At 38.7% G+C, this 25,860-nt stretch carries 29 protein-coding genes; 17 read left to right on the top strand and 12 right to left on the bottom strand.

Features of this window, described 5'->3' with window-relative positions; translation table 11 throughout:
* Nucleotides 1-96 precede the first annotated feature (96 nt).
* The gene (locus AAJG31_RS05365) at nucleotides 97-1,452 is read left to right on the top strand and encodes an aspartate aminotransferase family protein (protein WP_048390134.1); all 1,356 of its coding nucleotides are present in this window, start codon (nucleotides 97-99) and stop codon (nucleotides 1,450-1,452) included.
* A gap of 43 nt (nucleotides 1,453-1,495) precedes the next feature.
* On the opposite strand, the gene AAJG31_RS05360 is transcribed toward AAJG31_RS05365, so the two are convergent.
* Nucleotides 1,496-1,948: a MarR family transcriptional regulator gene (locus AAJG31_RS05360; protein WP_004229576.1), complete on the bottom strand. Its 453-nt coding sequence runs from the start codon at nucleotides 1,946-1,948 to the stop codon at nucleotides 1,496-1,498.
* A 125-nt stretch (nucleotides 1,949-2,073) separates the two neighbouring features.
* On the opposite strand from AAJG31_RS05360, the gene AAJG31_RS05355 reads away from it, so the two are divergent.
* Nucleotides 2,074-2,505 carry a GNAT family N-acetyltransferase gene (locus AAJG31_RS05355; protein ID WP_066037722.1) on the top strand — a complete coding sequence of 144 codons (432 nt, stop codon included), beginning with the start codon at nucleotides 2,074-2,076 and terminating at the stop codon, nucleotides 2,503-2,505.
* A gap of 100 nt (nucleotides 2,506-2,605) precedes the next feature.
* Nucleotides 2,606-3,283: a hypothetical protein gene (locus tag AAJG31_RS05350; protein WP_333879960.1), complete on the top strand. Its 678-nt coding sequence runs from the start codon at nucleotides 2,606-2,608 to the stop codon at nucleotides 3,281-3,283.
* A gap of 120 nt (nucleotides 3,284-3,403) precedes the next feature.
* Here AAJG31_RS05350 and AAJG31_RS05345 read toward each other — a convergent pair whose 3' ends face one another.
* The 6 genes from AAJG31_RS05345 to AAJG31_RS05320 form a co-directional block, all read right to left on the bottom strand.
* Entirely contained in the window at nucleotides 3,404-3,793 is a 390-nt protein-coding gene (locus tag AAJG31_RS05345) for an RDD family protein (protein ID WP_112117780.1), read from the bottom strand.
* 63 nt (nucleotides 3,794-3,856) lie between these two features.
* Nucleotides 3,857-4,819: a carbohydrate kinase gene (locus AAJG31_RS05340; RefSeq protein WP_279494563.1), complete on the bottom strand. Its 963-nt coding sequence runs from the start codon at nucleotides 4,817-4,819 to the stop codon at nucleotides 3,857-3,859.
* Nucleotides 4,819-5,703 carry a DMT family transporter gene (locus AAJG31_RS05335; protein ID WP_004229564.1) on the bottom strand — a complete coding sequence of 295 codons (885 nt, stop codon included), beginning with the start codon at nucleotides 5,701-5,703 and terminating at the stop codon, nucleotides 4,819-4,821. Before AAJG31_RS05335 ends, AAJG31_RS05340 begins: the two co-directional genes overlap by 1 nt.
* A 39-nt stretch (nucleotides 5,704-5,742) precedes the next feature.
* On the bottom strand, nucleotides 5,743-6,993 hold the full coding sequence (locus AAJG31_RS05330; protein WP_054550833.1) for a glutamate-5-semialdehyde dehydrogenase: 1,251 nt from the start codon (nucleotides 6,991-6,993) through the stop codon (nucleotides 5,743-5,745).
* Between the two features lie 13 nt (nucleotides 6,994-7,006).
* Nucleotides 7,007-8,101 carry a glutamate 5-kinase gene (gene proB / locus AAJG31_RS05325; RefSeq protein WP_048390146.1) on the bottom strand — a complete coding sequence of 365 codons (1,095 nt, stop codon included), beginning with the start codon at nucleotides 8,099-8,101 and terminating at the stop codon, nucleotides 7,007-7,009.
* Nucleotides 8,102-8,491: 390 nt separating this feature from the next.
* Nucleotides 8,492-8,875, bottom strand: coding sequence for a sodium:proton antiporter (locus tag AAJG31_RS05320; protein ID WP_279494564.1), 384 nt, complete (start codon nucleotides 8,873-8,875; stop codon nucleotides 8,492-8,494).
* Nucleotides 8,876-9,090: 215 nt separating this feature from the next.
* On the opposite strand from AAJG31_RS05320, the gene AAJG31_RS05315 reads away from it, so the two are divergent.
* Together AAJG31_RS05315 and AAJG31_RS05310 are read left to right on the top strand one after the other, a co-directional pair.
* On the top strand, nucleotides 9,091-9,714 hold the full coding sequence (locus AAJG31_RS05315; RefSeq protein WP_279494566.1) for a LysE family translocator: 624 nt from the start codon (nucleotides 9,091-9,093) through the stop codon (nucleotides 9,712-9,714).
* 12 nt (nucleotides 9,715-9,726) lie between these two features.
* Nucleotides 9,727-10,515 carry a DUF1835 domain-containing protein gene (locus AAJG31_RS05310; protein WP_279494567.1) on the top strand — a complete coding sequence of 263 codons (789 nt, stop codon included), beginning with the start codon at nucleotides 9,727-9,729 and terminating at the stop codon, nucleotides 10,513-10,515.
* Nucleotides 10,516-10,656: 141 nt separating this feature from the next.
* Here the strand turns inward: AAJG31_RS05310 and AAJG31_RS05305 are convergent, their stop codons facing one another.
* On the bottom strand, nucleotides 10,657-11,223 hold the full coding sequence (locus tag AAJG31_RS05305; protein ID WP_054550836.1) for a DUF5412 family protein: 567 nt from the start codon (nucleotides 11,221-11,223) through the stop codon (nucleotides 10,657-10,659).
* A 90-nt stretch (nucleotides 11,224-11,313) separates the two neighbouring features.
* Complete coding sequence (locus AAJG31_RS05300) at nucleotides 11,314-12,195, bottom strand: LysR family transcriptional regulator (RefSeq protein ID WP_048390154.1); 882 nt, start codon at nucleotides 12,193-12,195, stop codon at nucleotides 11,314-11,316.
* Nucleotides 12,196-12,480: 285 nt separating this feature from the next.
* Between AAJG31_RS05300 and AAJG31_RS05295 the strand changes: the two genes are divergently transcribed.
* Nucleotides 12,481-13,233, top strand: a complete 753-nt coding sequence (locus AAJG31_RS05295; RefSeq protein ID WP_048390156.1) for an alpha/beta fold hydrolase — start codon at nucleotides 12,481-12,483, stop codon at nucleotides 13,231-13,233.
* 166 nt (nucleotides 13,234-13,399) lie between these two features.
* Nucleotides 13,400-14,740 (top strand): branched-chain amino acid transport system II carrier protein, encoded by a 1,341-nt coding sequence (gene brnQ, locus AAJG31_RS05290; RefSeq protein WP_054550837.1) that lies wholly within the window; start codon nucleotides 13,400-13,402, stop codon nucleotides 14,738-14,740.
* Nucleotides 14,741-14,788: 48 nt separating this feature from the next.
* Here brnQ and AAJG31_RS05285 read toward each other — a convergent pair whose 3' ends face one another.
* Nucleotides 14,789-15,547: an SDR family oxidoreductase gene (locus AAJG31_RS05285; RefSeq protein ID WP_066037728.1), complete on the bottom strand. Its 759-nt coding sequence runs from the start codon at nucleotides 15,545-15,547 to the stop codon at nucleotides 14,789-14,791.
* Nucleotides 15,548-15,702: 155 nt separating this feature from the next.
* Between AAJG31_RS05285 and AAJG31_RS05280 the strand changes: the two genes are divergently transcribed.
* A complete protein-coding gene (locus tag AAJG31_RS05280) occupies nucleotides 15,703-16,284 on the top strand; it encodes a TetR/AcrR family transcriptional regulator (RefSeq protein WP_048390162.1) in 582 nt (193 codons plus the stop codon).
* A gap of 546 nt (nucleotides 16,285-16,830) precedes the next feature.
* Here AAJG31_RS05280 and AAJG31_RS05275 read toward each other — a convergent pair.
* A complete protein-coding gene (locus AAJG31_RS05275; RefSeq protein ID WP_259948706.1) occupies nucleotides 16,831-18,003 on the bottom strand; it encodes an ABC transporter permease in 1,173 nt (390 codons plus the stop codon).
* A gap of 58 nt (nucleotides 18,004-18,061) precedes the next feature.
* Complete coding sequence (locus tag AAJG31_RS05270) at nucleotides 18,062-18,649, bottom strand: TetR/AcrR family transcriptional regulator (protein ID WP_244205671.1); 588 nt, start codon at nucleotides 18,647-18,649, stop codon at nucleotides 18,062-18,064.
* A gap of 153 nt (nucleotides 18,650-18,802) precedes the next feature.
* Here AAJG31_RS05270 and AAJG31_RS05265 point away from each other — a divergent pair, with 153 nt between their 5' ends.
* The 9 genes from AAJG31_RS05265 (at nucleotide 18,803) to rarD (ending at nucleotide 25,847) form a co-directional block, all read left to right on the top strand.
* A complete protein-coding gene (locus tag AAJG31_RS05265) occupies nucleotides 18,803-19,117 on the top strand; it encodes a PadR family transcriptional regulator (RefSeq protein ID WP_009374222.1) in 315 nt (104 codons plus the stop codon).
* A 1-nt stretch (nucleotide 19,118) separates the two neighbouring features.
* Nucleotides 19,119-19,655 carry a DUF2812 domain-containing protein gene (locus AAJG31_RS05260; RefSeq protein WP_066037730.1) on the top strand — a complete coding sequence of 179 codons (537 nt, stop codon included), beginning with the start codon at nucleotides 19,119-19,121 and terminating at the stop codon, nucleotides 19,653-19,655.
* A gap of 77 nt (nucleotides 19,656-19,732) precedes the next feature.
* Nucleotides 19,733-20,263 carry a DUF2812 domain-containing protein gene (locus AAJG31_RS05255; RefSeq protein WP_066037731.1) on the top strand — a complete coding sequence of 177 codons (531 nt, stop codon included), beginning with the start codon at nucleotides 19,733-19,735 and terminating at the stop codon, nucleotides 20,261-20,263.
* 13 nt (nucleotides 20,264-20,276) lie between these two features.
* Nucleotides 20,277-21,182 (top strand): ABC transporter ATP-binding protein, encoded by a 906-nt coding sequence (locus tag AAJG31_RS05250; RefSeq protein ID WP_054550841.1) that lies wholly within the window; start codon nucleotides 20,277-20,279, stop codon nucleotides 21,180-21,182.
* On the top strand, nucleotides 21,166-22,410 hold the full coding sequence (locus AAJG31_RS05245; RefSeq protein WP_345803574.1) for an ABC transporter permease: 1,245 nt from the start codon (nucleotides 21,166-21,168) through the stop codon (nucleotides 22,408-22,410). Before AAJG31_RS05250 ends, AAJG31_RS05245 begins: the two co-directional genes overlap by 17 nt.
* A gap of 139 nt (nucleotides 22,411-22,549) precedes the next feature.
* On the top strand, nucleotides 22,550-22,807 hold the full coding sequence (locus AAJG31_RS05240) for a hypothetical protein (protein WP_279494579.1): 258 nt from the start codon (nucleotides 22,550-22,552) through the stop codon (nucleotides 22,805-22,807).
* Nucleotides 22,808-22,874: 67 nt separating this feature from the next.
* Nucleotides 22,875-24,044, top strand: coding sequence for a toxic anion resistance protein (locus AAJG31_RS05235; RefSeq protein ID WP_048390185.1), 1,170 nt, complete (start codon nucleotides 22,875-22,877; stop codon nucleotides 24,042-24,044).
* A 223-nt stretch (nucleotides 24,045-24,267) separates the two neighbouring features.
* Nucleotides 24,268-24,804, top strand: coding sequence for a hypothetical protein (locus tag AAJG31_RS05230; RefSeq protein ID WP_279494581.1), 537 nt, complete (start codon nucleotides 24,268-24,270; stop codon nucleotides 24,802-24,804).
* A gap of 134 nt (nucleotides 24,805-24,938) precedes the next feature.
* Nucleotides 24,939-25,847, top strand: coding sequence for an EamA family transporter RarD (rarD, locus tag AAJG31_RS05225; protein WP_048390187.1), 909 nt, complete (start codon nucleotides 24,939-24,941; stop codon nucleotides 25,845-25,847).
* Nucleotides 25,848-25,860: the final 13 nt, after the last annotated feature.

The following is a 25,860-nucleotide window of genomic DNA, read 5'->3' as shown; positions in this document are numbered from 1 at the left end:
GTTAGAGAAATCAGAAAATTTCAATATTAACTAGCTTAATAGGGAAAATGGTGATAGACAAAAAGACACCGATGATACACGATTGGAGGTCATGATATGGAGCGAAACGATCAGTTTACACATACTTTACAGCAAAAAGATCATGAAAACATTTGGCATCACATGTCTATCTATAACGACAAAGCACCTCCCATTATTGAGCAGGGAGAAGGGGCATGGATTACAGATAGTTTAGGCAATCGCTTTTTAGATGGCATGTCAGGCTTATGGGCAGTGAATGTAGGGTATGGGCGTGAGCGTCTTGCTAGGGTTGCGTATGAGCAGCTAAAAAAGCTTTGCTATGCTCCTTTAACACAAAGCCATGAACCTGCCATCAGGCTCGCTGAAAAAATAAACAGCTTACTTGAGGATGACTATATGATGTTTTATTCCACTAGTGGCTCAGATGCGAATGAAGTAGCGTTTAAGTTAATACGTCAATACCATCAACAAAATGGGGAAGGGAACCGCTACAAAATCATTGCTCGTTATCGGGGCTATCATGGCAGTTCACTTGGGGCATTAGCAGCTACAGGTCAGGCATTACGTAAATTTAAGTACGAGCCGCTGACACCGGGCTTCTTACATGTTGCTCCACCTGATCACTATCGTCGTCCAAAAGGGCAGTCAATTGAGGCATACAGCCTAGCACTTGCCCGAGAAATGGAAGAAAAAATTATTTGGGAGCAAAAAGAAACCATTGCGGCTGTCATTATGGAGCCACTCATCACGGGTGGTGGAGTGCTTATTCCACATCCAACTTATGTCAAAGAAGTCGAGCGCATTTGTAGAAAGCATGGAGTATTACTCATCATGGATGAAGTCATTTGTGGTTTCGGACGGACAGGTAAGCTATTTGGCCATCAGCATTTTGATATTCGACCAGATGTCATTACCATGGCGAAAGGATTAACGAGTGCCTACCTACCACTATCCATTACAGCTATACGGAAAGACATTTATGAAAAATTTAAAGAGACGGACGGCTATAGTCATTTTCGCCATATCAATACGTTTGGGGGCAATCCAGCAGCTTGTGCAGTGGCCTTAGAAAATATAAAAATCATGGAGGAGGAAGGACTTGTGCAGCGAGCAAGAGATTTGGGTATTCAATTCCTACATGATTTGCAAGACCTATTAGAGCTGCCTTTCGTTGGCGATATTCGTGGGCTTGGGTTACTCATTGGCATCGAGCTGGTTGAAGATAAACAATCTCAAACACCTGCTAAGCCTGAGCTAATCGCGAAAATCATGGCTGATTGTCAAGCAAATGGCTTAATTATTGGAAGAAATGGTGATACAGTTGAAGGCTTCAATAATATCATTACGTTAAGTCCACCGCTGTGCTGTACAGACGAGGACTTTGATTTTATGGTTGCTGTATTAAAACGAGTATTTGCAGCCAATGTCTAGCCTAAGGCGATTCCAAATGTGCGAAAAACACGAGGAATCGCCTTTAATACTGTCGTTTATGCCCTTTCTTCACCTCTTCCCAGTCAATTTCGATGTTATGCAACACACGTGTTAGAAGACTGTGAATGCAGTTAATCTCCTCATTAGAAAACCCCTCAAGCGCACGAGCATTGGAATATTCGCCCTCCCGTTTTAAAAAAGGATAGATGTCCATACTTTTAGCTGTAGGAAAAAGTAATTTATTTTTCTTATTTCCTTGTTCAATTCGTTTTTCAATAAAGCCTTTGGTCTCCAATTTTTGAATAGCTCGTGAAGCCGTTGTACGGTCTACCTTCAAAAGCTCTGCGACTTTCTCTTGAATAATACCTGGATGTTCACAAATACGGATGACATATAAATATTGCCCCTTTGTCAAATCCAATTCCTTGAATTCAATATTGCTTATCGAGTCTAATGCCCGTGCTATGGCACCTATTTCACGTAAGATTTCTTTCATGTTCGATCCTCCTGAGATTTTTGTTGTAATTGCAATAAAAATCATTCTATACTAATACTATCATCTTCAAAGTGAAATTGCACCTAGAGAAGATGATAAGGCAGGAGAAACTAGGAGGAATAGTAATGACTATAAAAAAAGTGACAACTGAAGCAGAATTACAAACAGCGTTTGATTTTAGACGAAGCGTTTTTATTGAAGAGCAGCAAGTCCCTGAGGAAGAAGAATATGATGAATTTGATGCACTGGATGCTCCATGCGATCATATTTTGGTGTATTACAATGAGCAACCTGTTGGAACAGGGAGACTTCGAGTTGTAGAGGACTATGGCAAATTGGAGCGTATTTGTATATTAGAAGAATACCGCAAATATGGCCTTGGTAAGGAAGTTATTGTAGGCCTAGAGCAAATTGCTCGAGATAAAGGGCTAACAAAAGCAAAATTAAATGCTCAGTCCTATGCAGAAGGCTTTTATGAAAAATTAGGCTATCAGCGTGAAGGTGAAGAATTTATGGATTGTGGCATCCCCCATATTTTAATGAAGAAATACTGGTAACAGACGAAATTCACACGATTATAGAACATGCCAGACTTAGCGTCATACTTTGTAACTTTTTAATCGTTGCTTGGGTCTACTGCTGAAAGGGGGGATGTTGTTGAAGAAATGGATATGCCTTTGTTTCATGTGTTTGTTGTTACTGACTGCTTGCGGTAGTCAAGTCATCATCGAATGGGTTGATTTAATTAAATGGGATGGTGAGCAATATGAAGCTGTATATGAAGTAGCGTTAGCAGATCGTTCATTCATCGATAAGGAAATAGGGGAAGTTGATTTTAAAGTGGCAGATCATATCAAAAGAACTTCCTATCGCTTTAAGGATGGCGATGCAGCCTTCCATGAGAAGGGAACAAAGCTTTATGCGATAAAGGGTCTGGACGATGCCATTGCGGTAGAGGATCAGTCGGTTATTAATGGCTATCGAATTTATATGATAAGAGCTGAAGCTCCGCCGCGACGGAATTTTGATCAGGTTCCATTAGAAGAAGTGAAGAAAATAGAATTCTACTCATCTACGGAAGAAGGCAATCGGAAAACGGCTAGCTTTACAGACCAATCTGACATGGAAGCTATAAAGGCAATTTTAGTCAATAGTAAACCAGCCCCATCCTTTGAGCCAAATGGGGATACGAACCGTTATGATGTACTCCTTTATACAGACGATGCCATTGCTTTTCAATATGGCATACAATTTGATGGTACTACTTATTTTTGGTTTCCGTCAGAAAACGCGATTTTATCGAATGATATACAGCAGTTTATTTCCAAAGATTAGCGTACTTCTCTAAAGAGAATTGCATGCTACTTTCTGTAATGGTTAGGCGATCAGGAAGATTAACACTTTGGCAAAATGCTCCAATTAAAGAAAGCTGCCTAAACATAAGGCAGCTTTCCTTTATTTTTGCTTTACAACCGTACCTGCAAAGCTATCATGAGGAAGACGTTGACCATGCTGCTGCTCGAAGGCTTGGCGATCTTTTAGATAATCGAACGTACTGATAGTGTCTCGATAAGCCATGCGTTTAATAATTTGACATTCTGATAATGGACGACCATCTTCATTTTCGAGTGTCAATCCCATTGCTTTGTAGCCAATCGTTTGTCCGTTTTTACGGAGTTGTGCATATTCTAGCGCCCACAATACCACGGTTGGCGTAACGAGTGCATGAACAGCCTCATTTTTTACTTTTTTTCGTAGGAAGTATTCAACCCCAAACGTGACAGCTGTTGAAACAGCTGTATCGATTAAAAATGCAGCTGTGCGTTTTTTTGTCATCGATTCCATATAAGCCCTCCTTTAATGACCTGTCACTAGTACATACGAACAATAAGGACAAAAAGTTTCGATTTATCCTAGATTCATATCTAATGAAAGTACAGGATAGGATGGAATTGCCCCATGCTTTGTTGTTGAAATGCCCGCATATCCGTTTGCAAAAGATAGCAGAGACATTGCATACTGTTCACAATGAGCTACCACTTGATCTACTGTTAGTTGATGATGAAGAAATTGACTTAAAATCGCGCCAATAAAAGCATCACCAGCCCCAGTTGTATCAACGGTTTGTACCTTGTTAGCAGGAGCCTTCATATGATGCTTTTTCGTATATAAGGTAGCCCCAGCAGCACCATGTGTAATGATGATAACTTCTACATATCCCTTGAATAACGTTTGAACAGCTTCCTGTTCATCTTCTAGAGTTGTTAAAAACAACAGTTCTTCCTCTGAAAGCTTGACAATATGGGCTTTTGGTAAAAAGGCTAAAATGGTTTCACAACACGCCGTCTTATCCTGCCATAAAGGAAGGCGCACATTCGGATCGAAGGATATAAGGCTTCCTGCTTGATGTGCCTGTTCAATAAGGGCAAGATGTGCTTGTTTCATAGGACTCTCTACAAGATTAACAGAGCAAAAGTGAACGATATCGTGCGCTGTTAATAGCTGCGAGGGGAGGTATTCCTGTTTGTATAAGAGATCTGCAGCATGCCGGCGATAAAATTGAAAATCTCGTTCGCCATGTTCATTTAATGAAACAAAGGCAAGACTTGTTTCACCATCCGTTGATTGACGAATAAACTGTGTATCTACACCTGCTTGCTGCAACGTTTTGATTAGGAAGTCACCAAAGGCATCCTGACCGACTTGTGTAAGAAGGGCCGCCTGCTGTCCTAGCTTTGCACAGACAGCGGCTACATTGGCAGGTGCTCCTCCTGCATGTTTAGTAAAATGCTCAATGTTGGCTAGGGAGCCGTGCTGCTGTGTCGGTGTAAAGTCAACTAATAATTCTCCAATTGTGAAGAGCTTGCCCATTATGAGACCTCCTGTGGTAGTCGCTTTTTCTTAGGAACATAAATGGTATAAAAAATACCAGCGAAAATGAGAAGGATCCCCATCGTTTGCGTAAAGCTTGGCATAAAATCAAGCAATAGCATATCCAGTAAAATGGCGACAACAGGGTCGACAAAAACCAATACAGAGACAAGAATCGTAGACAGGCTACGAATACTATCAAAAAATAAATAGTAAACAAATCCTGTATGAATAAAGCCTGTGCCGAGTATATAAAACCAATTGGTTGACGTTAATCCATCAAACAGCGAGAAGTCGATAAAAGGCAGTAGTATCACGATTCCAACTGTTGTTTGAATATAGGTTAACGCATACGAGCTAAGCTTCGTGATGGTTTTGCTTGTTAGCATTGTAAGGGCATAAAATACTGCTGACAGTAATGCCCAGATAAAGCCAGATTGCATAAATTCTGAGAACGACACAAAATTATTGAGACCGATGATAAAAATACTACCGATAAAGCAAGTGATTGTTGCGACAAGTGCCTGAATGGTCATTTTTTCCTTCAAAAAGATAGCGCCTAAAATTAACACAAATATGGGGGCTAAATTATAGATGGAAATGGCAATTGAAATGGACATTTCCTCAAAGGCTTTAAATAAAAATACCCAGTTTAACACAATAAAGACACCGCAAATAAGCGTTTGAAAAATTTCTTTCTTATCCCATACCTCTGTTTTATGTCCACCAGTGATGAGCCACATACCACCTAGAAAGAGGGTTGCGCAAATGCATCTAACAAAGACAAGCTCTGTAGCGGGAACACCAGTGTGAACGGTAAAAAAGCCGATGGAACCAAACAGTGCCATGGAGACTGTTAGTTTAATGATTGCTGAGATGTTCATACGAAACCTTCCTTCTATTATTTTATGAAACTATAAGAACTATTCACGAATTTGGCCGTTGCCATGAATAACATATTTTGTTGATGTTAATGCAGGCAAGCCCATTGGTCCACGGGCATGTAGCTTTTGTGTACTAATACCGATTTCTGCACCATAGCCAAATTCAAAGCCGTCTGTGAAGCGGGTGGAGGCATTATGATACACTGCTGCTGCATCAACATTGTTTAAGAACGTCTCGGCGGTTAATTGATCTTCTGTAATGATGGCCTCAGAATGATTTGTGCCAAAGTATTGAATATGCTCAATCGCTTCATAGACATTTTCCACCAATTTAACGCTTATTTTTAAATCAAGGAACTCTGTCGCATAATCTTCCGCCGTAGCTGGAAGGGCAGCTGCAAATTGCTGACATACTTGCTCATCACCGATGATGGCTACACCTGCATGATGAAGGGACGTTAAAAGCTGGACGCCATGTTCTTGAAACCAAGTAGGATGAATGAGTAAGCTTTCTGCTGCATTACAAACAGAAGGACGCTGTGTTTTAGCATTCAGACAGATTTTTTCTGCTTTTATGTAATCCGCCATTTCATCCACGTAAATGTGACAGTTGCCTGCACCTGTTTCCAGTACAGGAACAGTCGCTTCATTGACAACTAAATCGATCAGGGCTTTGCCACCGCGAGGAATGAGCACATCTAAGTACTCTTTTAAATGGAAGAGTTCTTTGGCTGTTTCGCGGCTTGTATCCTCAATTAATTGAACAGCATCTGTAGGGATGGATGTTTTAGCAAGCGCGCGATGAATACTTGCAACAAGAGCCATATTAGAAAACTTAGCAGAGGAGCTTCCACGCAAAATAACTGCATTGCCCGTTTTTAGGGAAAGTGTTGCTGCATCGATCGTGACATTTGGTCGAGCTTCATAGATCATACCAATAACACCAAGTGGCACAATTCGTTTTTCAATGCGCAGCCCATTGTCTTTTTCAATGCGTTCAACAATTGTACCTACTGGATCGTTTAAGGAGATGAGTAAATGAATGGCATCGGCCATTGCCGCAATCCGTTCTTCATTGAGCATGATGCGATCTAACGTAGACGCAGGAATACCTTGCTGCTCACCCTGTGCCAAATCCTTTGCATTTTCAGCCATGATGTCAGGTTGATCGATTAATAGCTGTTCTGCAATTTTTTTCAGTGCCTCATTTTTCTCGCAGGTTGTTTTAATATTTAACATGTAGCTTGCGGCTTTTGCGCGTTGTCCTTTTTCTTGAATTTCACTTGTCATTTGTCATTCCTCCTTAATTCGTTTGAATTTTCAGCCATTTGTCTCGGTGAATTACCTCAATAGGGCTTTTCAGCAATGTATCAGTCCGTTTTCCCATGGCAGAGATAAGCTCTTGGGATGAGTACAGTACTTCGCCGCGTCCTAGTAAGTCCTTCTCGCTATAGACTTCAACAACATCACCATTTACAAAATCACCTTCTACACGATAGACGCCAGCAGGTAATAGACTTTTCCCATTATTCATTAAAGCCTGTTCAGCACCACTATCTATAAAAATTTTACCAGAAATTTCCGTAAGTGCAATCCACTGTTTATGATTTGTTAACACAGCAAGCTCGTCATGCTCCACATAAGTGCCATCACCATGTCCTGCTAAAATATCGACGAGCTTCTGTGCACCATGACCTGTTCCGATAAATACCTTCACCCCTGCACGTAGCGCTGTTCGTGCAGCCAGAAGCTTAGAGGCCATGCCACCTGTGCCAACCTTTGATCCTGTACCATCCGCAAAGCTTAGTAGATCATCTGTAATAGCTGCTAATCGATCAATGCGCTCTGCCTGAGGGTTTTTATTGGGATTGGCATTATAAAGGCCATTGATATCTGTTAAAATGATGAGCTGATCTGCGTGGACAAGTCCACTGACGAGTGCTGAAAGCATATCGTTATCTCCAAAGGTTAATTCACTAATTGACACTGTATCGTTTTCATTAATAATCGGTAGCATGGATCGTTCTAACAATTCCTCGAAAGTCGCATAGGCATTTTTATAGCATTCTTTTTTAGAAAAATCTGTTCGTGTCAATAATATCTGTGCAGGCATGATATCGTAAATACTAAATAAGGCACTGTACGTTTGAATAAGTAGGCTCTGTCCTACAGCAGCAGCTGCCTGCTTTCCTTTCACTGTCACAGGGCGAGCAGGGTAGCCTAGTTGTTTAAAACCCGCCGCTACAGCACCTGACGAGACAAGCAACACTTCATGACCCAATTTCTTCAACTCGGCGATTGCCTGCACATGGTCCATTAAGCGAACTTTATCGATTTCACCCTTCACATTCGTTAAAGAGCTACTACCAATCTTAACAACAATTCTTTTTCTCTCCATCTCACTACCTCCATCATTGCTGAATCAAGATAAAAAAAGCCTTTTCATCCTAAAAATTAGGACGAAAAGACTTGCCTTCCGTGGTACCACCTACATTGAATATCATGCGACATTCCACTTTTCTCATAACGCTCGAGACTGCGCCTAGTTTGGCTAGGACGTTTCACGAAGTAGGTTTCATCAGTCTTTCTTGTACAATGCCTTGCAGCCGATGGGCATCGCTCTCTTTTCAAGCAGTGGCTAACTACTGATCTTCGTTCGTTTTCTCATCTATTGACTAAAGGATGCACTACTTCTAGTAGTCTGTCAAGCTGAATGGATAAATTACTTGAAAGTTTTGATAAATTAAGAAAGGGATGCGCTAAAACGCTAAAGAGGTCGCTTATTCAATTATTTAAACCACCAAATCGCAATGAAAAGGGGAAGCATAGCCAGTACAATGACAAAGAAACTCCAAATGACTTGTTTCCCCGAAGACATATTTTTGGGTTTAATGCTCATTTGTTCATACAGCTGGTTAATGGCCCGTTGCTCTTTCGCATAAAGCATTGCTTGAAATTCTTCGTAATCTTGTATATAGCTAGATGGGGCACGTGGACTGAAGCGTAAATTTCGAATGGAATCTGTAATCTCTTTGTCAGCCATCCAATACGTGAAGACAGGTGCTAAGCCTGCGTTTTGTGTGGCCTTTACCTCAATGTCATGGGATTTCATTTTATAGTAAACCTGTCCATGCTCATCCTCATATTGCGTGACAATATCACTTACTGCCATTATCAATCACCTCTTATGGAAGTTATCTGGTTTATCATGAGTTTCTACTATTATAATGGATTAGGGAAGAAAAGTATCGCTTGAGCGAGCATAAATTGTGAAACCAAAATTTAAAAAAAGTTTTGGATAAAGTCATAAACTTACATCTAGTGAGAACAACGTCATGTAGTATAATGTATATAGTTTTTTAAAAGAAGTTGAAGGAAGGGAAAGTTTTGGACATCTCAACGTTATTTGCGTTTTTAGGGGCTGCGATGATTTTAACCATTATGCCAGGGCCCGATAATTTATTTGTGCTTGCCCAAAGTATTACACAAGATAAAAAAGCGGGTATTGCCACATCTTTTGGATTGTGTACAGGGCTACTTGTTCATATTAGTGCAGCAGTACTTGGTATTTCTGCGATAATTTATCAATCGACCATTATTTTTACCATCGTCAAATTTGCAGGAGCAGCGTATTTATTATATCTAGCTTGGCAATCATTTCGTGCTAAAGGAGACCCTTTTACGTTGCAACAGCAAAATACGCAAGCCTATATTAAATTATATAAAAAAGGAATATTAATGAATATTTTAAATCCAAAAGTATCGTTATTTTTCCTAGCGCTGTTACCACAGTTTGTTAATCCATCGCAAGGACATGTGGCGTTTCAAATGCTTATTTTGGGTATTGTATTTTTAATACAAGCGCTTGTATTATTTTCATTGTTTAGTATATTTGCAGGGAAAGTTAGACAAGTCATTATTGGTAAACCTGCGATTGCTAAACGACTAAATACAGTTCAAGGTATTCTATTCACATTTATCGGGATACAGATTGCCATCAGCAAACAGTAGGGAGGAATGGACATGGCTATTTTACATATTACCTTTAGCTTAGCAACGCAGGGTTCTATGAAACTTGCAATTCGTCAACATCGTTTGCAGCGAAATGAATCAGTTCTAAGTGTCCATGATGATCTCTCGATTGGACCTCTTCAAAACTTTGAAGAACGTAAAACTTGGTTAGCCACGCATATTTTAGATGATGATGACCAGCAATTGTATGATGAGATGTATGAAAACTGGAGGAAAAAAATCGCTAATTTACCTTGTGATGTGGATGTGTGGATTTGGTATAGTCACAACACACATGAACAGATAGGACTGCGCTATGTGATGAGTGAGTTAATTCATAAATGCAGTATGGTGTATGGTATTGATGCAACGGAGAATCTGAAGAGTATTCACCCCAATTTAGACATTCGCCATACAGGCGAGCTTTCCTCGGAAATGCTAATGAAGCTTCGCCCTAGTGCAAAACGATTCTCTGTGCAAGAATGTCAGCAACTCGCTAAGGAATGGGAAAACATTAAAGAACAGCCAAGTACATTACGGTTATGGAAAAGTGAACTATTGCATGTAGAGGAAGATGCAATGGATGCACACATTATCGCCAGTGCAAAAAATTTGCATTTACAGCAAAATGAAGAGTGGCTAATGCCTACGCATATTTTGGCACAGACATTTGAAACATTTGTCCATTATGTAGGAAATGATTTTGTAGAGTATCGCTTACTGACGCTCGTCGAACAGGGAGTATTTGCAATGAAAGGCGATACAACGGATATTTTTTCCTATCAGGTTAAATTACTTTAATACATTTAAGAGAATGAACAGTAAAAATCATGCGAGCAAAGCCTGATTTTTTATTGTGCCAAATGCTTGAAGCCGTTTGTATTAGTAGTGCTCAAAGTCAGTCGTTTCAACATAATGATTCAGCACAGTAACTTAACCTTTTTAATTTTGATAACACTTTTCATATTCATCTTTCATTAACAAACTTTGACAAGCCAAGCCATTTTCATGATAAATCTCTTTATCAATACTTAATACTATACTTCTATTTGAATTGGTATAATTAGGCTCTTTATTAACAATGGATAATTTTTCTTCGTCTAGCCATTCCATCGAGAATTGACTTTTTGCCTCTGCATAATAGACGATTTTGTTTGTGTGAGCATTATTATTTAAAATTTCTATCCATACATGAACACCACCACTTGGACCTGCACCACCATATGGTTCATAATAAGCGTGCGCTGTATATTCCCCTGTAGGAGATGACACAGATTCGGGCACCTTTTGCGTATCTTTTTTATCTAAAGTACTAAACGTAAAAAAATATTGGATATATATAAATATTCCCAAAAACAGTACTAAACCTGTCAATAGTGCTGTTAGTGTTTTTTTAGGGAAGTTTTTCTGTTTAAAAAAGAAAATCATTAATTTGATTACAAAAATGAACAATACGATCAAGGTAAATAAAAATACAAAGAAACCTAATGTATTAAGTAATAAATTCAAATTATTACCTCCCTAGTATGGTAAAACAGTGCCTTTTAGAAAATAAAGCGAGTAACAAGGACATCTAGATGATGTTGTTACTCGCTCTTTCTATTTATTGTCATAAAAATCAAAGACAAATTGTTTAAACTGACGTGCAGATGGCGATAAATAACGATTTTCTATCCAAGCCATGCCTATAATTCGTTCACATACCATATCCTCAACATGAATTTTAACGATTTTTTTGGGGTTTAAATCCTCATCATCGGGTAGTAAGGAAACGCCAAGCCCCGCACCAACAAATCCAGCGATTGTCGATACTTCATCACCTTCATAAGAAATTTTAGGCTTAATGCCCGCAGCATTTAATAAGCGATCAGCTGAGCGGCGTAATGCATAGCCTTTTTTCATTAAGACAAAACTTTCATGCTCCAATTCTTTCATTTTGATGCTTTTACGATGGGCTAATGGATGGTCAATTGGGACCATTATAAAGAGCTCATCTCGCCATAATTCCTTCCAACAAACTGGCGGCTCTGTATCAATCGCGGCTAGTAGGCACAAGTCTAACTCACCTGCCAGTAATTGTTTTAACTGTGAATGGGAGTAGTTTTGTGTGAAATGAAAACGGATATGGGGATGTTTTTGACGGAAGGCACGAATCAAGTCGGGTACAATACTCGTTCCAAGTGTATGTAAAAAACCGAGTGATACATCTCCAAGTTCTGGATTATTAAGCTCCTGTAATTCTAAAACAGCCTTTTCATATTCTTTACGCATGCGCTGGACACGATATAAAAATAGCTCTCCATATCGGTTTAGCATAATCGAGCGCCCTTGTCTGTCGAAAAGCGGTACACCTAATTCTTCCTCCAGCTTTGAAATTGAACGACTAAGTGCTGGCTGTGAAATCGCTAATGCTTCGGCAGCCCGTGTCATATGCTCTAACTTTGCAACGGTTACAAAATATTCTAATTGTTGCCACTCCATTTTTTTCACCTCTTTTCTTGTGATTTTTAAGTTATCTGCATTATAACGGGAAACAGACGGGAAGTATAGGTAACAAAAAATTTTTAAAAGGACGTTGCAATTATTTAGCAGAAAGGAAAAGTTAAGTAGCAGAAAGTGTGATAGTACAGCCGTTAAGTTGACATCATTCATGCACAATAAACATTGATTTGATAAAAACTATAAATTGTACATTATGAATAAAGGGTGATAAGATAGACACATAAAATACACAATTATTAATTTCCGTGAAGGGGATATCATAAAATGAAGTTAACAAAGCCACAACCTCTAACAATCGAGGGAGGCAAAAAAGCCGTACTATTACTGCATGGATTCACAGGTAGCACAAAAGATGTGAAAAAGCTAGGAGAATTTTTATCTCAACGAGGTTACACTGTGCATGCACCAATTTATAGTGGGCATGGCGTAGAACCAGAAGCATTATTAGAAACAAAACCAGAAGATTGGTGGAACGATGTAGTAGAAGGTTATAACTTCCTACAAAAGAAAGGCTATGAAGAAATCGCTGTTGTTGGGATTTCACTTGGAGGCGTCTTTTCGTTAAAGGTCGCAGAGACATTCCCAGTGAAAGCATGTGTAGCGATGTGTGCACCGATTACACGTGATAATTCAAAAGGCTTATTTACACGTTTGTACCACTATGCTCGTTTATATAAACACTTTGAAAATAAATCAAAAGATCAAATTATTTCAGAATTACATGAATTACGTATTTCACCGAAGGATTCATTGGACGGCGTAACACGTTTAACAACAGAAACGCGTGAAGAATTATCAACGATCAAAGCACCAACTCTTGTGTTACAAGGCTCACTAGATGATGACCTATATCAAGAAAGCGCACCTTTTATTTTAAATACTGTGGAAACAGACGACAAAGAAATCATTTGGTATGAAAACTCTGGCCACATTATTACATTGGACAAAGAACGCGATAAAGTGTATGAAGATGTTTATAAATTTTTAGATCATATTGAATGGTCAGTTGCAAACTAAGAAGGGGCTGTCAGTAGACAGCTCTTTTTTTGTTGAATCTCACTGGATAAACGAAAAAACTATTGTAATTATAATAAATGCTTGATAACATGATGAAATTGTAGTGAAAAATCATTCGATTAAAATAATTTGCTATAGTCTAAAACTACTAAGGAGCACATCAATTATGCAACAAAAAATACCTTTTTCAACTTACGCAGTCATTGGTACCATGTTATTTGGACTGTATTTTGGAGCAGGGAACCTAATTTTTCCTATTCAAATGGGTCAATTTGCTGGGACTAATTTTTGGTTTGGATTAATCGGATTTTTAGTGACTGCTATCGGCTTACCATTCCTCGGAATTTTGGCAATTGGCTTATCAGGTAGTAATGGTTTACGTGATCTAGCCAATCGTGTTCATCCTATATTTGGTATTATTTTTTCATTGGCACTGTACTTAACAATCGGACCATTCTTTGCCATCCCACGTACAGCAACTGTACCTTTTGTAGTAGGGTTTGAGCCATATATTCAAGCACAGCATGCAACACTGCTACTTGCTGTATTTAGCTTTATATTTTTTGCCATTGTCTACTATTTTTCTTTAAATCCAGCGAAAATAATGGATTATATCGGTAAATATTTAACGCCTGCATTTTTAGTTGTTTTATTTATTTTAATTATTACAAGCATTACGAAGCCAATGGGCCATTTCCAGCAGCCAATTGGTGAATATATGGATGCCGCCTTTATGACAGGCTTTAAAGAAGGCTATAATACGATGGACGCCCTTGCCTCACTAGCCTTCGGGATTGTTGTCATTAATGCAATTAAAAGTGCAGGGATTACAGATCGTAAGGAAATTGCCAAGGCTACATGGACATCAGGTATTTTTGCGATGGCTTTAATGACGCTGATTTATGGTCTCATAACATATATGGGCGCTTCCAGTATTAATGCTGTCGGGACTTTTGATAATGGTGGTTTAATCTTTGCGGCAGTGGCCGATCATTATTTCGGCTCATTTGGAGCTATTTTATTGGCGGTCATCATCGTGCTCGCTTGCTTAAAAACAAGTATCGGCTTAATTACATCTTGTAGTGAGTTTTTCCATGAGGTATTTCCAAAAATTAGTTACAAATGGTTTGTGTTTCTGTTGTGTGCTGTATCCTTTACGATTGCGAATTTTGGTTTAAACAATATTATCAAATATGCTATTCCAGTTTTAATGTTCTTATATCCATTAGCGATCGTCCTAATCTTGCTCGCTCTAAGCTCATCCTTCTTTAAGAATAAGCAAACAGTGTATGCCATAGCGATGATTTTTACATTTTTCATTAGCCTGATTGATGGCTATAAAGCTCTGGTAGAAAGTGTGCCAGATGCGAAGTTAGGTATATTGGATGCAGTAGAGAAATACTATTCTGCGATGCTTCCTTTTTATGATATTGGCTTAGGATGGATACTGCCAGCGTTAATAGGGGCAGTAATTGGAAGCATGATTCCGTCTCGAAAAGTTATATAATGAAAGAAACACGCACAGAAAATGTCTCTGTGCGTGTTTCTTTATGGATTAGTAAGCTGTCCAGCCACCATCAACAGCAATAACTTGTCCATTCACAAAGCTAGCCTCATCTGAGCCTAGGAAGATCGCTAATTGAGCGATTTCTTCTGGCTGACCAGCCCGCGGATTGATGGATAGTCCTAGTGCTTGTCGTGCAGCACCTGTTTGGCTCATATTTGTCATAGAAGAGGCGATATTGGTCATCACTGCTCCTGGCGCAATACCATTACAGCGAATATTTTTATCAGCATACATAAAGGCTGTATTTTTTGTTAAACCAACTACCGCATGTTTTGAAGCTGTATAAGCAGCCCCAGCCCGTGCACCATATAAGCCACCTGCAGAAATATTATTGACAAAGACACCGTGACCTTGTGCAAGGAAAATTTCGGTAGCCATACGCATAGAGCGCATAATAGCTGTTGTATTCACTGCAAATACTTTTTCCCATCGTTCATCAGAAATTTCTCCAACTGGCTCCATACCATCCATAATACCTGCATTGTTGACTAATATATCTAATTGACCATAGTTCGTTTTTGTTTCATCAAATAAGCGTTGTAAGTCTTCTGTTGATGCGACATTGGTTTGAATGGCAAATGCTGTTCCTCCAGCCGCTTGAATACCTTCCACAACCGCTTGGGCACCCTCTAAATTTAAGTCTGAAACGGCAACCTTAGCGCCTTCTTTTGCATATCCTTCTGCAATGGCTTTCCCCATACCTGAAGCTGCACCTGTCACAATGGCTACTTTACCTTCTAATCTCATCTCAAAGACCTCCTCATAGTAATATCTTTACTTATTGAACATCTGTTCATTAAAATCATATAATAAAGATGAAAGCGATTTCAATATGCAAAAAAATGGGATGTGTTGAGTAATCAACACATTTGGACAATCTGTTTATTAAGGAGTTGAAAAAATTGCGTACTACGGATTTACGGATTATTAAAACGAAGCAAGCTCTCCACGATGCTTTATTGACCTTGCTTAGCCAAAAACCATTGGAGCAAATCTCCATTGCTGAAATTTGTAGAGAAGCAAAGGTCAATAGAGGAACCTTCTATTTACACTACGAGCAAAAAGAGGGGCTCTTTGAAGAATACTTTCAGGAGATAATGGAGGATTTATATCAATCCTATGAAGAACCCTATCGTGCCGTCACGACATTGGACACAAATCAATTAGATCCCAATACTATCCGTATTTTTCATCATATTGAACGCTTTAAAATGTTTTACCGTATCGTCTTTTCTAAAAATGTCCCGCTGACCTACTATTACATGCTATTTGATGGGATTTATTCCCTGCTAAAACGCGATATTACCACACAGCACATACATCAAATGGAGGATCATATCTCGATCGACTATTATAGTGCCTATCAAGCAAACGCCATCATCGGACTCATCATCCAATGGTATCGCGGCGATTTCAGCGATAGCGTGACCATGTTAAATCAACAGCTAGCAGCTATTTTAAAGAATGTGAGGAGTGGGGGATAGAACGCTTGAATTGAAGGATAGAAGAGAAAAAGTAGCGGATAGAACGCTCACTTTTAAGGATAGAGAGAGAAGTGACGGATAGGACGCCAAAATTGAAGGATAGTATAGGAAAAGTAGCGGATAGAACGCTCAATTTGAAGGATAGAGTAAGAAGCAGTGGATAGGACGCCCGATTTGAAGGATAGTATAGAAAAAGTGGCGGATAGAACGCTCAATTTGAAGGATAGAGAGAAGCAGTGGATAGGACGCCAGAATTGAAGGATAGAAGAGAAAAAGTAGCGGATAGAACGCTCAATTTGAAGGATAGAGTAAGAAGCAGTGGATAGGACGCCCGATTTGAAGGATAGTATAGAAAAAGTGGCGGATAGAATGCCCAATTTGAAGGATAGAGTAAGAGGCAGTGGATAGGACGCCAAAATTGAACGATAGTATTAGGAAAAGTAGCGGATAGCCAGCTCAATTTGAAGGATAGAAGAGAAAAAGTAGCGGATAACCACTCAAAGAGAAGGTCTACATCAACTTGTAGACCTTCTCTTTTCTATTAAATCATCGGACTGGAGCTGGCTTAAATGTGACGATCAACGTAGCAATGGCTAGTGTCACGAAGATGATGATGGCCAATGAGCTACTGTTTTGCAGGAGATTATCAGAACTACCACCAAAGATGATTGTGTAGTAGCCATCTGCTCCATACGAGGCAGGTAGCATGGCAGCGACCTGTTTGTATCCTTCAGAAAGCATGGTTTTTGGAACAAGTACACCTGATGTTACTAATTGGAGTGAGAGAGCACAAATATTAAATATCATCCCCATATTCCCAAAGGCAATTACAAATACTTGGGCCAAGCTAAGGAAAGCAAGATACATTACAGATTGGAAGAGATAAATCGACAACAGGCTTTCTTGACTATCGATATTAAAAAGGTGCATCAAACCAATTGTTATGAATGGCAATGTAAAGGCTACGCCCACATTGAGTAGCTGTCGTGCGAGAAATAATTGCCATTTTGATAGGCTGTCTTGAACGAGCTGTGCTGCTTGCTGGTGTTGCATAATCATAACCATCGCTCCCACAAAGGAGGAGATGATGACCATAAGTGGGACAAAGTTTGCAGCAAATCCCTTTACATCATTGGTTTTTACAATCGTACCATCGACGGGATGGTCTTTGACATTCATTACAGTCGTTTTGACAGAAGTGGTAATTTGTTGGGCAGTGTGTTGCTCGAAGGGAAGCTGAGCAAATTGTTGAGCAAAGACTGCAACCGCTTGATTTTGTTGCATTGGATAGAGGGCTTGATTGATTTCTTCTGTTAATTGCTTTGCTACACCCTCCATCATATTTTTCGCTACACTTGCATTGGCTTGATTAATCGCATAAATAATTTCAGCCTCTTTCCCTGCTTGAATTTGATTTGTAAAATCGGATGGAATTTGCATAATCATATTAATTTGTCGTTCGTTTAATGCGCGCTCAGCTTCCTTCATCGAAGAATAGTCCTTCATTCCAAAGGGGATGGAGCCTTTGATGTTCTGTGCTACCTGTTGACCCATTACAGAATCTTCCACAACAATACCAATGCTTAACTGTTCCGCTCTTTCATTGACACCATCATAGGCAGTCATCCAAATTGTAAAGAATATTAATTGGAAGGCAATGGTTGCAACAATGCCGATATAGGTTTCACGAACTCGCAATAGTGCTTGTAAACCTGTCATTTTTTATTCCCCCTAAAATTAAGTAAGTACTTACTTGCATTGATTAGAAAAATTTTTTCTAGGAAACGAGTCCCCTAGAAAAAATAGCAACACTAGTTTGTAAAAGTTCTTCAGTTGGTAAGTCAGACACGATAGTTCCAAGGCGAGCACGTGACATAAAATGACCAAAATTCAAAGCTATAAGCGATAACGCTGCTGCTTCAAAATCAACTTCTCTTATTTTTCCTTGTTGATGCATCTCTTGAAAATAGAGAATGAGCTCCTTTTTTATGAGGAGCGGGAGATTGGCGATTTCCTCACTAATTTCAGGAAATTGAATAGATTCCTTAAAGCCGATCATGACAAAATCTTTAATCGACATTAAAAAATGAAAATGCTTCAGTGAGAAATTCAATAAATCCTTTTCTAATTCCCACGTTACATTTTGATTGATCTCCTGCTGTAGAAGAGGATAATAAGAAAATTGCTCAATAATGGCTTTTAATAAACCACGTTTGTTGCCAAAGTGACGAAAAAGAGTGACCTCATTGACACCTGCTAATTCTGCAATGGTTTTGGTAGTTGCAGCTGTATAGCCTTTTTCACTAATCAATTGTAGAGCAGCTTCGATAATTCGTTGCGCAGTTCCTTTCGTTGTCAAGAACATACTTCCTTCCATGCAAGTAATTACTTACATCCTAGCATAGTGTACGAGGATCTGCAACACTGTGAATGAGCGTTGACAATTATATCGACTGCTGATATATTTTGAATATATCGACTGGCGATATATTGATAGACGATATAAAGGAGGATTTGTATGACACAGGAGCATCCGCCATTAACAGAGGGCGTTTATTATATTTTATTAGCATTATATGAGGCGAGGCATGGCTATGGCATTATGCAATTGGTGGAAGAAATGAGCAATGGAAGAGTGCGCTTAGGGGCCGGAACCATATATGGTGCGATTAAAACATTGTTGGAACGAGGATGGATAGAGGCACTTGATGGAGATGGCAGAAAGAAAGAATATATTATTACTGAAACTGGAAAAACAGTGGTGGAATATGAAATTTTACGATTAAGGGAACTTTTTGACAATGGTATCCGTATAACGAGAGGAGTTGAATAATATGCATAAATATCGATTGATGATTAATCCCTATGCAATAGAGAAGTGGGTCAATGACATGGCTAGTCAGGGCTGGCACTTAAAAAAATTTACATGGATTCGTTTTACGTTTGAGCGTGGAGAACCAAATAGCTATATTTATCGCCATGATGAATTAGAGCGATTCGGTACGCACTATGAAGAGGGATTTCTCGAATTTCTCAAATCCTCTGACATTGAACAAGTAGACCGCTCTGGAAATTTTGTATTTTTTAGAAAAGCAGCACAGGAAGGTCCATTTGAGCTGTATACAGATAAAAAAACGAAAATTGGTAACCTGTCAAAAAAGATGAGGATCCTGCTTTCTCTTATTCTACTTAATTTGTTCATTGGACTGATCGGTTTAATTGGCGATTTTTCGGAGCAAACAACAGACTGGGTTGGTTTTGCGTTAAATACGCTGAATCTTGTGGTTGTTGTAGTATTTGCCCTCCCATTCTATAAGCTTATGCGTATACGTAATCGATTAAAGAGAGAATTAAATGTATTTTCGGATTAACGAAGCGTCTATTATTTTCCGGGAAATCAGAAAATAATGAAAAAGGAAGCATGATTTTATAGTAGGAGTGATGCAAAATGAAAAAAAGAATGTATCGTTTTTTTATTGATTACGAAAAGGAAGAACGCTGGGTCAATGACATGGCAGATCGGGGGTGGAATCTTAAAAAGACAGTAGTAGGCTACTTTGTTTTTGAAAAAGGGACACCAGGTCAATATATTTATCGAAATGAATTTATCAATAGAAAGTCGAAGGATTATTTTGAGTTTCTAGACGAAATGCATATCGAGTGTGTGTCTAAGTTTGGTGGGTGGGCCTATTATCGAAAACCAAAATCGGAGGGCCCTTTTGAGATATTTTCAGATGCTTCCTCGAAAATAAACTATATTAAATCCATGAATCGCATTTTTATATTCGTGCTACTGTTAAATTTAATCATTGGTATTTATAATCTATCCCTTGGTTTACGGGAATTCGTTGTAGGATCTATGAATACAAGTGTGGGGTGCATGAATTTGATTGTCGCCTTACTGCTATTCATTCCTATAGTAAAAAATGAAAATCGTAAAAAGGGCTTGAAACAAGACTTACATATATTTGAAGGATAAGGAGGAAGACAACATGACATTACAGTTACAGCATGTCACAAAGAAGTACAAGGATTTTACAGCTGTAGATGATTTAAATTTTACCATTGAAAAAGGGGAAATTTTCGGTCTAATTGGTCAAAATGGTGCAGGAAAAACAACGACATTCCGAATGATTTTAGATTTACAGGAGACGACAGCGGGGACGATTACTTGGGATGGGCAGCCAGTTAATGCCATTAACCGAGATGTCCTTGGTTATTTACCAGAGGAGCGTGGTATTTTCCCAACAATGAAGGTAGAGGAGCAGCTTTACTTTTTTGGTGAGCTACGTGGCATGAAGCGAGCAGAGCTGAAAAAGGAAATAGATTTTTGGATTCAACGTTTTGAACTGGAGGAAAAACGCAAGGATAAGGCAGAAACACTGTCAAAGGGGAATCAGCAAAAGGTACAGCTAATTGCAAGCTTTATCCATAAACCTGCGTTTTTAATTTTAGATGAGCCGTTCAGTGGGCTAGATCCCGTCAATAAAGATTTACTAAAGGATGCTATTTTACTATTGAAAGAGCAAGGCACGACGATTTTGTTCTCCAGTCACCAAATGGACAATGTCGAGGAGCTTTGTGATCATTTGTGTTTATTAAAACGAGGTGTTTCTTTATTTTCTGGAAGCTTACTAGATTTAAAGAAACAATATGGTAAAACAAAGCTTGCTGTCCGTACGGATTGGTCAACAACACAATTATTGGCACTTGATGGTGTCAAGGATGTGCGTGTAGAGAAGGAGCAAACAGTGCTTACATTAGTGGACGAAAGCTTTGCTCAAGGTATCTTTGAGCAGCTATCCAATGGGAAGTATATTGAAAAATTCAGCTTAGATTATTTATCGTTAGATGAAATCTTTAAAGATAAGGTAGGTGGCCATGTTGTCGAAGTTTAGTTTATTAATGAAGCAATTATATAAAGCTAAAATTAAATCAAAATCCTTTATCTTAATGACTTGTTTATATGTAATTGTCATGTCAGTGGCTGTCTTCTGGTCAGAAATTAAGGAATTATTCACAGGTGATGATGAAGCACAGCAAATCGCGATTGTTAATAAAACCTCTGCTGATCTAAGTGGTATTTTTGTCTCGAATGGAGATATGAATTTTATTCAAGATGAGCAAGATGTATCGACCCTTGAAAAAAGAGTAAAGGACGGCAAGCTGGATGCGATTGTGACGATTAACGACCAAAATAGTCAATTACATGCGGAAATTGCTACGTTTACACCCCTGAAATTAAACGATCAATCTACATTATCATCCTTATTACAATATGCAGGACAACACTATGCCGTACAACAATTATCGCTTTCACCTGAGCAAGCGGCACAAATCATGGCAGCTCAAACAACAATTTCCACGAAAAACTTAAATGAGGCATCAACAGGTGGAAAAAGTGAAGAAGAAAAGCAATCAGGGCTAGTAGTTTCCTATGCGGTAGGAATTTTAATCTATTTCTTCATTTCTACATTCCTATCGATGATTACGACTGAAATAGCCTCTGAAAAAGGCTCACGCGCAATGGAAATGCTTTTAGTTAGTGTCAAACCTGGGACACATTTTAAAGCAAAAATCGCTGGAGTTTTATTGCTCGCTTTAACACAGATGGGTATTATTGCGATTGTGTTCCTTATCTATGCGAAGTTTATCAAAGGTGGAATGGTTTGGGATGCAGCTGCTAGCATTGTCAAGGAATTGTCCGTTGGCTATGTCATCTATGCTATCGTATTCCTACTGTTAACAGTTATCCTTTATCTTATTATCGGTGCATTATTTGGCTCTTTAGTATCGAAAGTAGAAGAGGCGGGTCAAGTATTAATGCCTGCGATGATTATTACGATTATTGGCTTCTATGTTATGCTGACAGGCATGGGGAATCCAGATACAATTATCATTAAAATATTCTCTTATATCCCACTAACTTCTGGAATGATTATGCCAATGCGTATTGGCGCTACAGATATCGGTGGCATTGTACCATTACTTTCTTTAGGAATTTTAGTCGTAACGATTGTTGTCGTATACCTATTCAGTTTATCGTTCTATAAACGTAGTGTATTGACATATAGCTCTGGCGGCGTCATTCAAAAAATTAAAACGGTATTAAAGGTAACAACATAACATAATGGCAGCTACATGGATAATGTAGCTGCTTTTTTGGTGTCATGGTGCCATTGTTAGCAAACAATGTAAAGGAATTTACGGAATCAGTCGAATTTTGGCTAGAAAGAAGCTATAATTTATAAAGGGGGATGAGATGATGTTAGCTAAATCAGAGGTGGAGGCAATTCTTGACCGATCATCAAATCAGCGTTTAGCAACAGTCGAAGAAAAAGCGCAGCTCTTTCAAAAGCTTCAACAGCTGTGCCCTACTAGTAAAGAAATAGCAGAAATTCTTCACTATTGCACTGAAGTGGAAATTTTTGTTGATAATGCTCACCCTAATCAATATAGTTTGCAATATAAGGTACACCAGAATGGCTATTGTATAGCAGATTCGTATTTTTTCATCCTATAGAAAATGAAACTTTTTTACATGGTAATCGTAAGTAATTAGTAGAGATAAATTGCAGGGGGTAAAACATATGTCTGAATTCAACAATGATCTTTTAAAATCCAAGGACCCATTCGCTTCAGAAAATCCTTTATTACAGCCAAATCCACTTTTACAGCAAACAGCTGAGCAAAAGCCAGTACTTGTATCTGAGCAGGAACTATCACAGATCGCTCAAAACCAGCTAATGTTAAAGCAGGATCCAGAGGTTCATACACTTGCACAAAAAATTGATGTCAAAGATCAAATTGCCATGCTAGAGCTCGGTAAAGAAACGGCAAGTGGCATTTCAACCTTTTCTGATAAAATGCTCGCAACGATGAAAGCTAGTAAGCTGGAAGAATCGAGTGTGCTTTTAAATAACCTGAATAAAATTATGGATAAATTCGATCCACAGGATTTTGCGGAAGAGAAAAAGGGCGGTTTCATCTCCAAGCTCTTTAACAAAGGAAAAGAGCAATTGGAAAGGTTCTTATCTAAGTATGACAGCATGAATAAAGAAGTGGATGTCATTTACCGTGAAATCCAAAAATATGAAGGGGAAATGAAGCGTAATACCATTGACCTTGAAAATTTGTATGATCAAAACTTAAACTACTTCCAATCATTAAGTAAATTTGTTGCAGCTATTGAAGTGAAAACAGAAGAGGTTCGTGCGTCTTTACCAGCACTTGAACAAAAGGCTCAAAGTGGTGATCAATTGGCAGCTATGGAATATGAAACAATGCTTCGCGCTGTGGAATTATTAGAGCAACGTCGCTATGATTTAGAAATGGCACAACAAGTATCATTCCAATCAGCACCACAAATTCGCTTAATGCAGCAAGGGAACAATCATCTAATTGCCAAGATTAATTCTGCCTTTGTCACAACGATTCCGATCTTTAAGCAGGGGCTTATTCACGCAGTGACATTGAAGCGTCAAAAGTTGATTTCTGATTCTATGGTGGAACTAGATCGCCGTACGAATGAAATGCTTGTGCGTAATGCAGAAAATATTAGTAAGAACAGTGTGAATATCGCTCGTCAAGCTGGTAGCCCAAGCATTAAAATCGAAACTATTGAAACAACATGGCAAACAATTATGGCTGGTATTCAAGAAACAAAGCAAATTCAAGCAGAAACAGCAAGAAACCGAGAAGAAGGTCGTAAACGTATTGAGCGTTTGCAATTGGAGTATGAGAAACTGAAAAAAATGTAAGGCTAAAGCTTCTTGCAGCTATTGTTGCAAGAGGCTTTTTTTATGGAATGGGTAGGCAGATAGAGGCTCCTTCCACACAAGGGAAATGATCTTTGACAAAAAGTAAAATAGTGATTATGATAATGTTAAATGAGAATGGTTATCAAGTGGAAAAGGAAGCGGAAAGATGCTACACAAAGGTATTCGATTACATGTAATTATTCGTGGAGGAGTGAAAAAATAAATGGCAAATAAAATAAATCCCTCTACATTGTCGTATGAGCCGTTTAAAGATGGAACGCTTGCTCTATACACGACAGATAGCTTAATGATTGTACCGCAAAGTCGCTATCTAGAGCTTTTGCTTATGGAAGAGTTATATAATGCTATGTATAAGGATTTAGATAACAAGCAAAATGGTTTAGAACGAGAACGAAAAATGCTAAAAAAACAAAATGCACAGCTAACAGAGGATCTACAAAAGTTAAAGCAGCAAAACACGGTCTTGCAGAAAAAGGTCACTGAATATAATTGTGTGGTGGAGGAGATGAAGGTGCTCCGTCAACAAAATACAGATCTTCTCATTGAACTAAGTAAATATACAGCGATGTCAAGAGAGTCATTGACGGGGCCCTTGAAGTCGATGATTCGAGATATGCGTGAGCAAGGGGTTGGAATTAAAGAAATCCATATTCGCATCAAGCGCCAAATCAATCCAGAGATTAGCTATAGTACTGTACGCAAGTATATTTCTGAGCTAGAGTCGGAACAAAAAGGTTAACAGCTTTTAAAAGGAACTAGAAATTTGGCATTTACAGCAGCTACTCAAAGTCCTATAATGAGTCTATTCTTTAACTAGTTTAAGATTATAGGAAATCGTTAACCGATTTCAGTAAGAGTAGGAGCGTTAATATCATGTCAAATGAGAAAAAAGGAGTTTTGGCAGCCTTTTTTGCCTATGCCTTTTGGGGAGCATTCCCTCTATATTGGAAATTACTTGAGCATGTACCAAGTATGGAGATTTTATTATCCCGTGTCATTTGGTCCTTTGTCTTTACGGTGCTGGCAGTACTCGTATTTCGAATGCGTCAGGATCTCGTAGCAGATTTAAAATATTTATGGTCACATCAAAAGCATTTCTGGCAGCTTGCGGGTGCATCCTTTGTCATTTCAATGAACTGGTATTTATATATTTGGGCAGTGACGCATAATCATCTCATTGAAACGAGCTTAGGTTATTATATTAATCCGCTATTGTCTGTAATTTTCGGGGTGATTTTCTTTAAAGAATCGCTGAGTCGTGCACAATGGGTAGCAACAGGAATTGCTTTTATTGCGGTGATTATTTTGACGATCAATTACGGCTCAGTACCTTGGGTAGCTTTATTGATTGCGCTATCTTTTGCTATTTATGGTGTGCTGAAAAAGAAAATTACACTGGATGCTACAAGAGGCCTAGCCATTGAAACGTTATTGATTTTACCCTTTGCATTAGGCTATTATGTCTATCTTTTTGCTACACATCAAGCCTCGTTTTTACATGTTGATGTTAAAACAGATATTTTGATGATCTTTAGTGGTTTAGTAACAGCCGTCCCGCTTATTTTATTTGCGAAGGGGGCACAAAATATTCCTTTATATTTACTAGGGTTTATCCAATATGTATCGCCAACGATTGTCTTGATTTTAGGCATCGTGCTGTACAAAGAGCCATTTAGTCAGGTTGAGCTCCTTGCATTCAGCATTATTTGGGCTGCTTTACTTTTATTTTCTGGTTCGAAAATTATAGAAACAAGAAAAGCCCATCATAAATCAGTTTCGTAAAAGACTTGTAGAT

Origin of the sequence: Lysinibacillus sp. BS3, assembly GCF_039614735.1 — a bacterium.
Taxonomy (GTDB): domain Bacteria; phylum Bacillota; class Bacilli; order Bacillales_A; family Planococcaceae; genus Lysinibacillus; species Lysinibacillus capsici.
Note: the sequence above shows the minus strand (reverse complement) of the source record. Positions and strands in the feature narration are given on the sequence as shown.

Excerpts from the sequence above, each read along its gene's own strand:
- AAJG31_RS05365 (WP_048390134.1), top strand. The coding sequence starts at position 97 with ATGGAGCGAAACGATCAGTTTACACATACTTTACAGCAAAAAGATCAT.
- AAJG31_RS05360 (WP_004229576.1), bottom strand. The coding sequence starts at position 1,948 with ATGAAAGAAATCTTACGTGAAATAGGTGCCATAGCACGGGCATTAGAC.
- AAJG31_RS05355 (WP_066037722.1), top strand. The coding sequence starts at position 2,074 with ATGACTATAAAAAAAGTGACAACTGAAGCAGAATTACAAACAGCGTTT.
- AAJG31_RS05345 (WP_112117780.1), bottom strand. The coding sequence starts at position 3,793 with ATGGAATCGATGACAAAAAAACGCACAGCTGCATTTTTAATCGATACA.
- AAJG31_RS05340 (WP_279494563.1), bottom strand. The coding sequence starts at position 4,819 with ATGGGCAAGCTCTTCACAATTGGAGAATTATTAGTTGACTTTACACCG.
- AAJG31_RS05335 (WP_004229564.1), bottom strand. The coding sequence starts at position 5,703 with ATGAACATCTCAGCAATCATTAAACTAACAGTCTCCATGGCACTGTTT.
- AAJG31_RS05330 (WP_054550833.1), bottom strand. The coding sequence starts at position 6,993 with ATGACAAGTGAAATTCAAGAAAAAGGACAACGCGCAAAAGCCGCAAGC.
- proB (WP_048390146.1), bottom strand. The coding sequence starts at position 8,101 with ATGGAGAGAAAAAGAATTGTTGTTAAGATTGGTAGTAGCTCTTTAACG.
- AAJG31_RS05320 (WP_279494564.1), bottom strand. The coding sequence starts at position 8,875 with ATGGCAGTAAGTGATATTGTCACGCAATATGAGGATGAGCATGGACAG.
- AAJG31_RS05310 (WP_279494567.1), top strand. The coding sequence starts at position 9,727 with ATGGCTATTTTACATATTACCTTTAGCTTAGCAACGCAGGGTTCTATG.
- AAJG31_RS05300 (WP_048390154.1), bottom strand. The coding sequence starts at position 12,195 with ATGGAGTGGCAACAATTAGAATATTTTGTAACCGTTGCAAAGTTAGAG.
- AAJG31_RS05295 (WP_048390156.1), top strand. The coding sequence starts at position 12,481 with ATGAAGTTAACAAAGCCACAACCTCTAACAATCGAGGGAGGCAAAAAA.
- brnQ (WP_054550837.1), top strand. The coding sequence starts at position 13,400 with ATGCAACAAAAAATACCTTTTTCAACTTACGCAGTCATTGGTACCATG.
- AAJG31_RS05285 (WP_066037728.1), bottom strand. The coding sequence starts at position 15,547 with ATGAGATTAGAAGGTAAAGTAGCCATTGTGACAGGTGCAGCTTCAGGT.
- AAJG31_RS05275 (WP_259948706.1), bottom strand. The coding sequence starts at position 18,003 with ATGACAGGTTTACAAGCACTATTGCGAGTTCGTGAAACCTATATCGGC.
- AAJG31_RS05270 (WP_244205671.1), bottom strand. The coding sequence starts at position 18,649 with ATGTTCTTGACAACGAAAGGAACTGCGCAACGAATTATCGAAGCTGCT.
- AAJG31_RS05265 (WP_009374222.1), top strand. The coding sequence starts at position 18,803 with ATGACACAGGAGCATCCGCCATTAACAGAGGGCGTTTATTATATTTTA.
- AAJG31_RS05260 (WP_066037730.1), top strand. The coding sequence starts at position 19,119 with ATGCATAAATATCGATTGATGATTAATCCCTATGCAATAGAGAAGTGG.
- AAJG31_RS05255 (WP_066037731.1), top strand. The coding sequence starts at position 19,733 with ATGAAAAAAAGAATGTATCGTTTTTTTATTGATTACGAAAAGGAAGAA.
- AAJG31_RS05250 (WP_054550841.1), top strand. The coding sequence starts at position 20,277 with ATGACATTACAGTTACAGCATGTCACAAAGAAGTACAAGGATTTTACA.
- AAJG31_RS05245 (WP_345803574.1), top strand. The coding sequence starts at position 21,166 with ATGTTGTCGAAGTTTAGTTTATTAATGAAGCAATTATATAAAGCTAAA.
- AAJG31_RS05240 (WP_279494579.1), top strand. The coding sequence starts at position 22,550 with ATGTTAGCTAAATCAGAGGTGGAGGCAATTCTTGACCGATCATCAAAT.
- AAJG31_RS05235 (WP_048390185.1), top strand. The coding sequence starts at position 22,875 with ATGTCTGAATTCAACAATGATCTTTTAAAATCCAAGGACCCATTCGCT.
- AAJG31_RS05230 (WP_279494581.1), top strand. The coding sequence starts at position 24,268 with ATGGCAAATAAAATAAATCCCTCTACATTGTCGTATGAGCCGTTTAAA.
- rarD (WP_048390187.1), top strand. The coding sequence starts at position 24,939 with ATGTCAAATGAGAAAAAAGGAGTTTTGGCAGCCTTTTTTGCCTATGCC.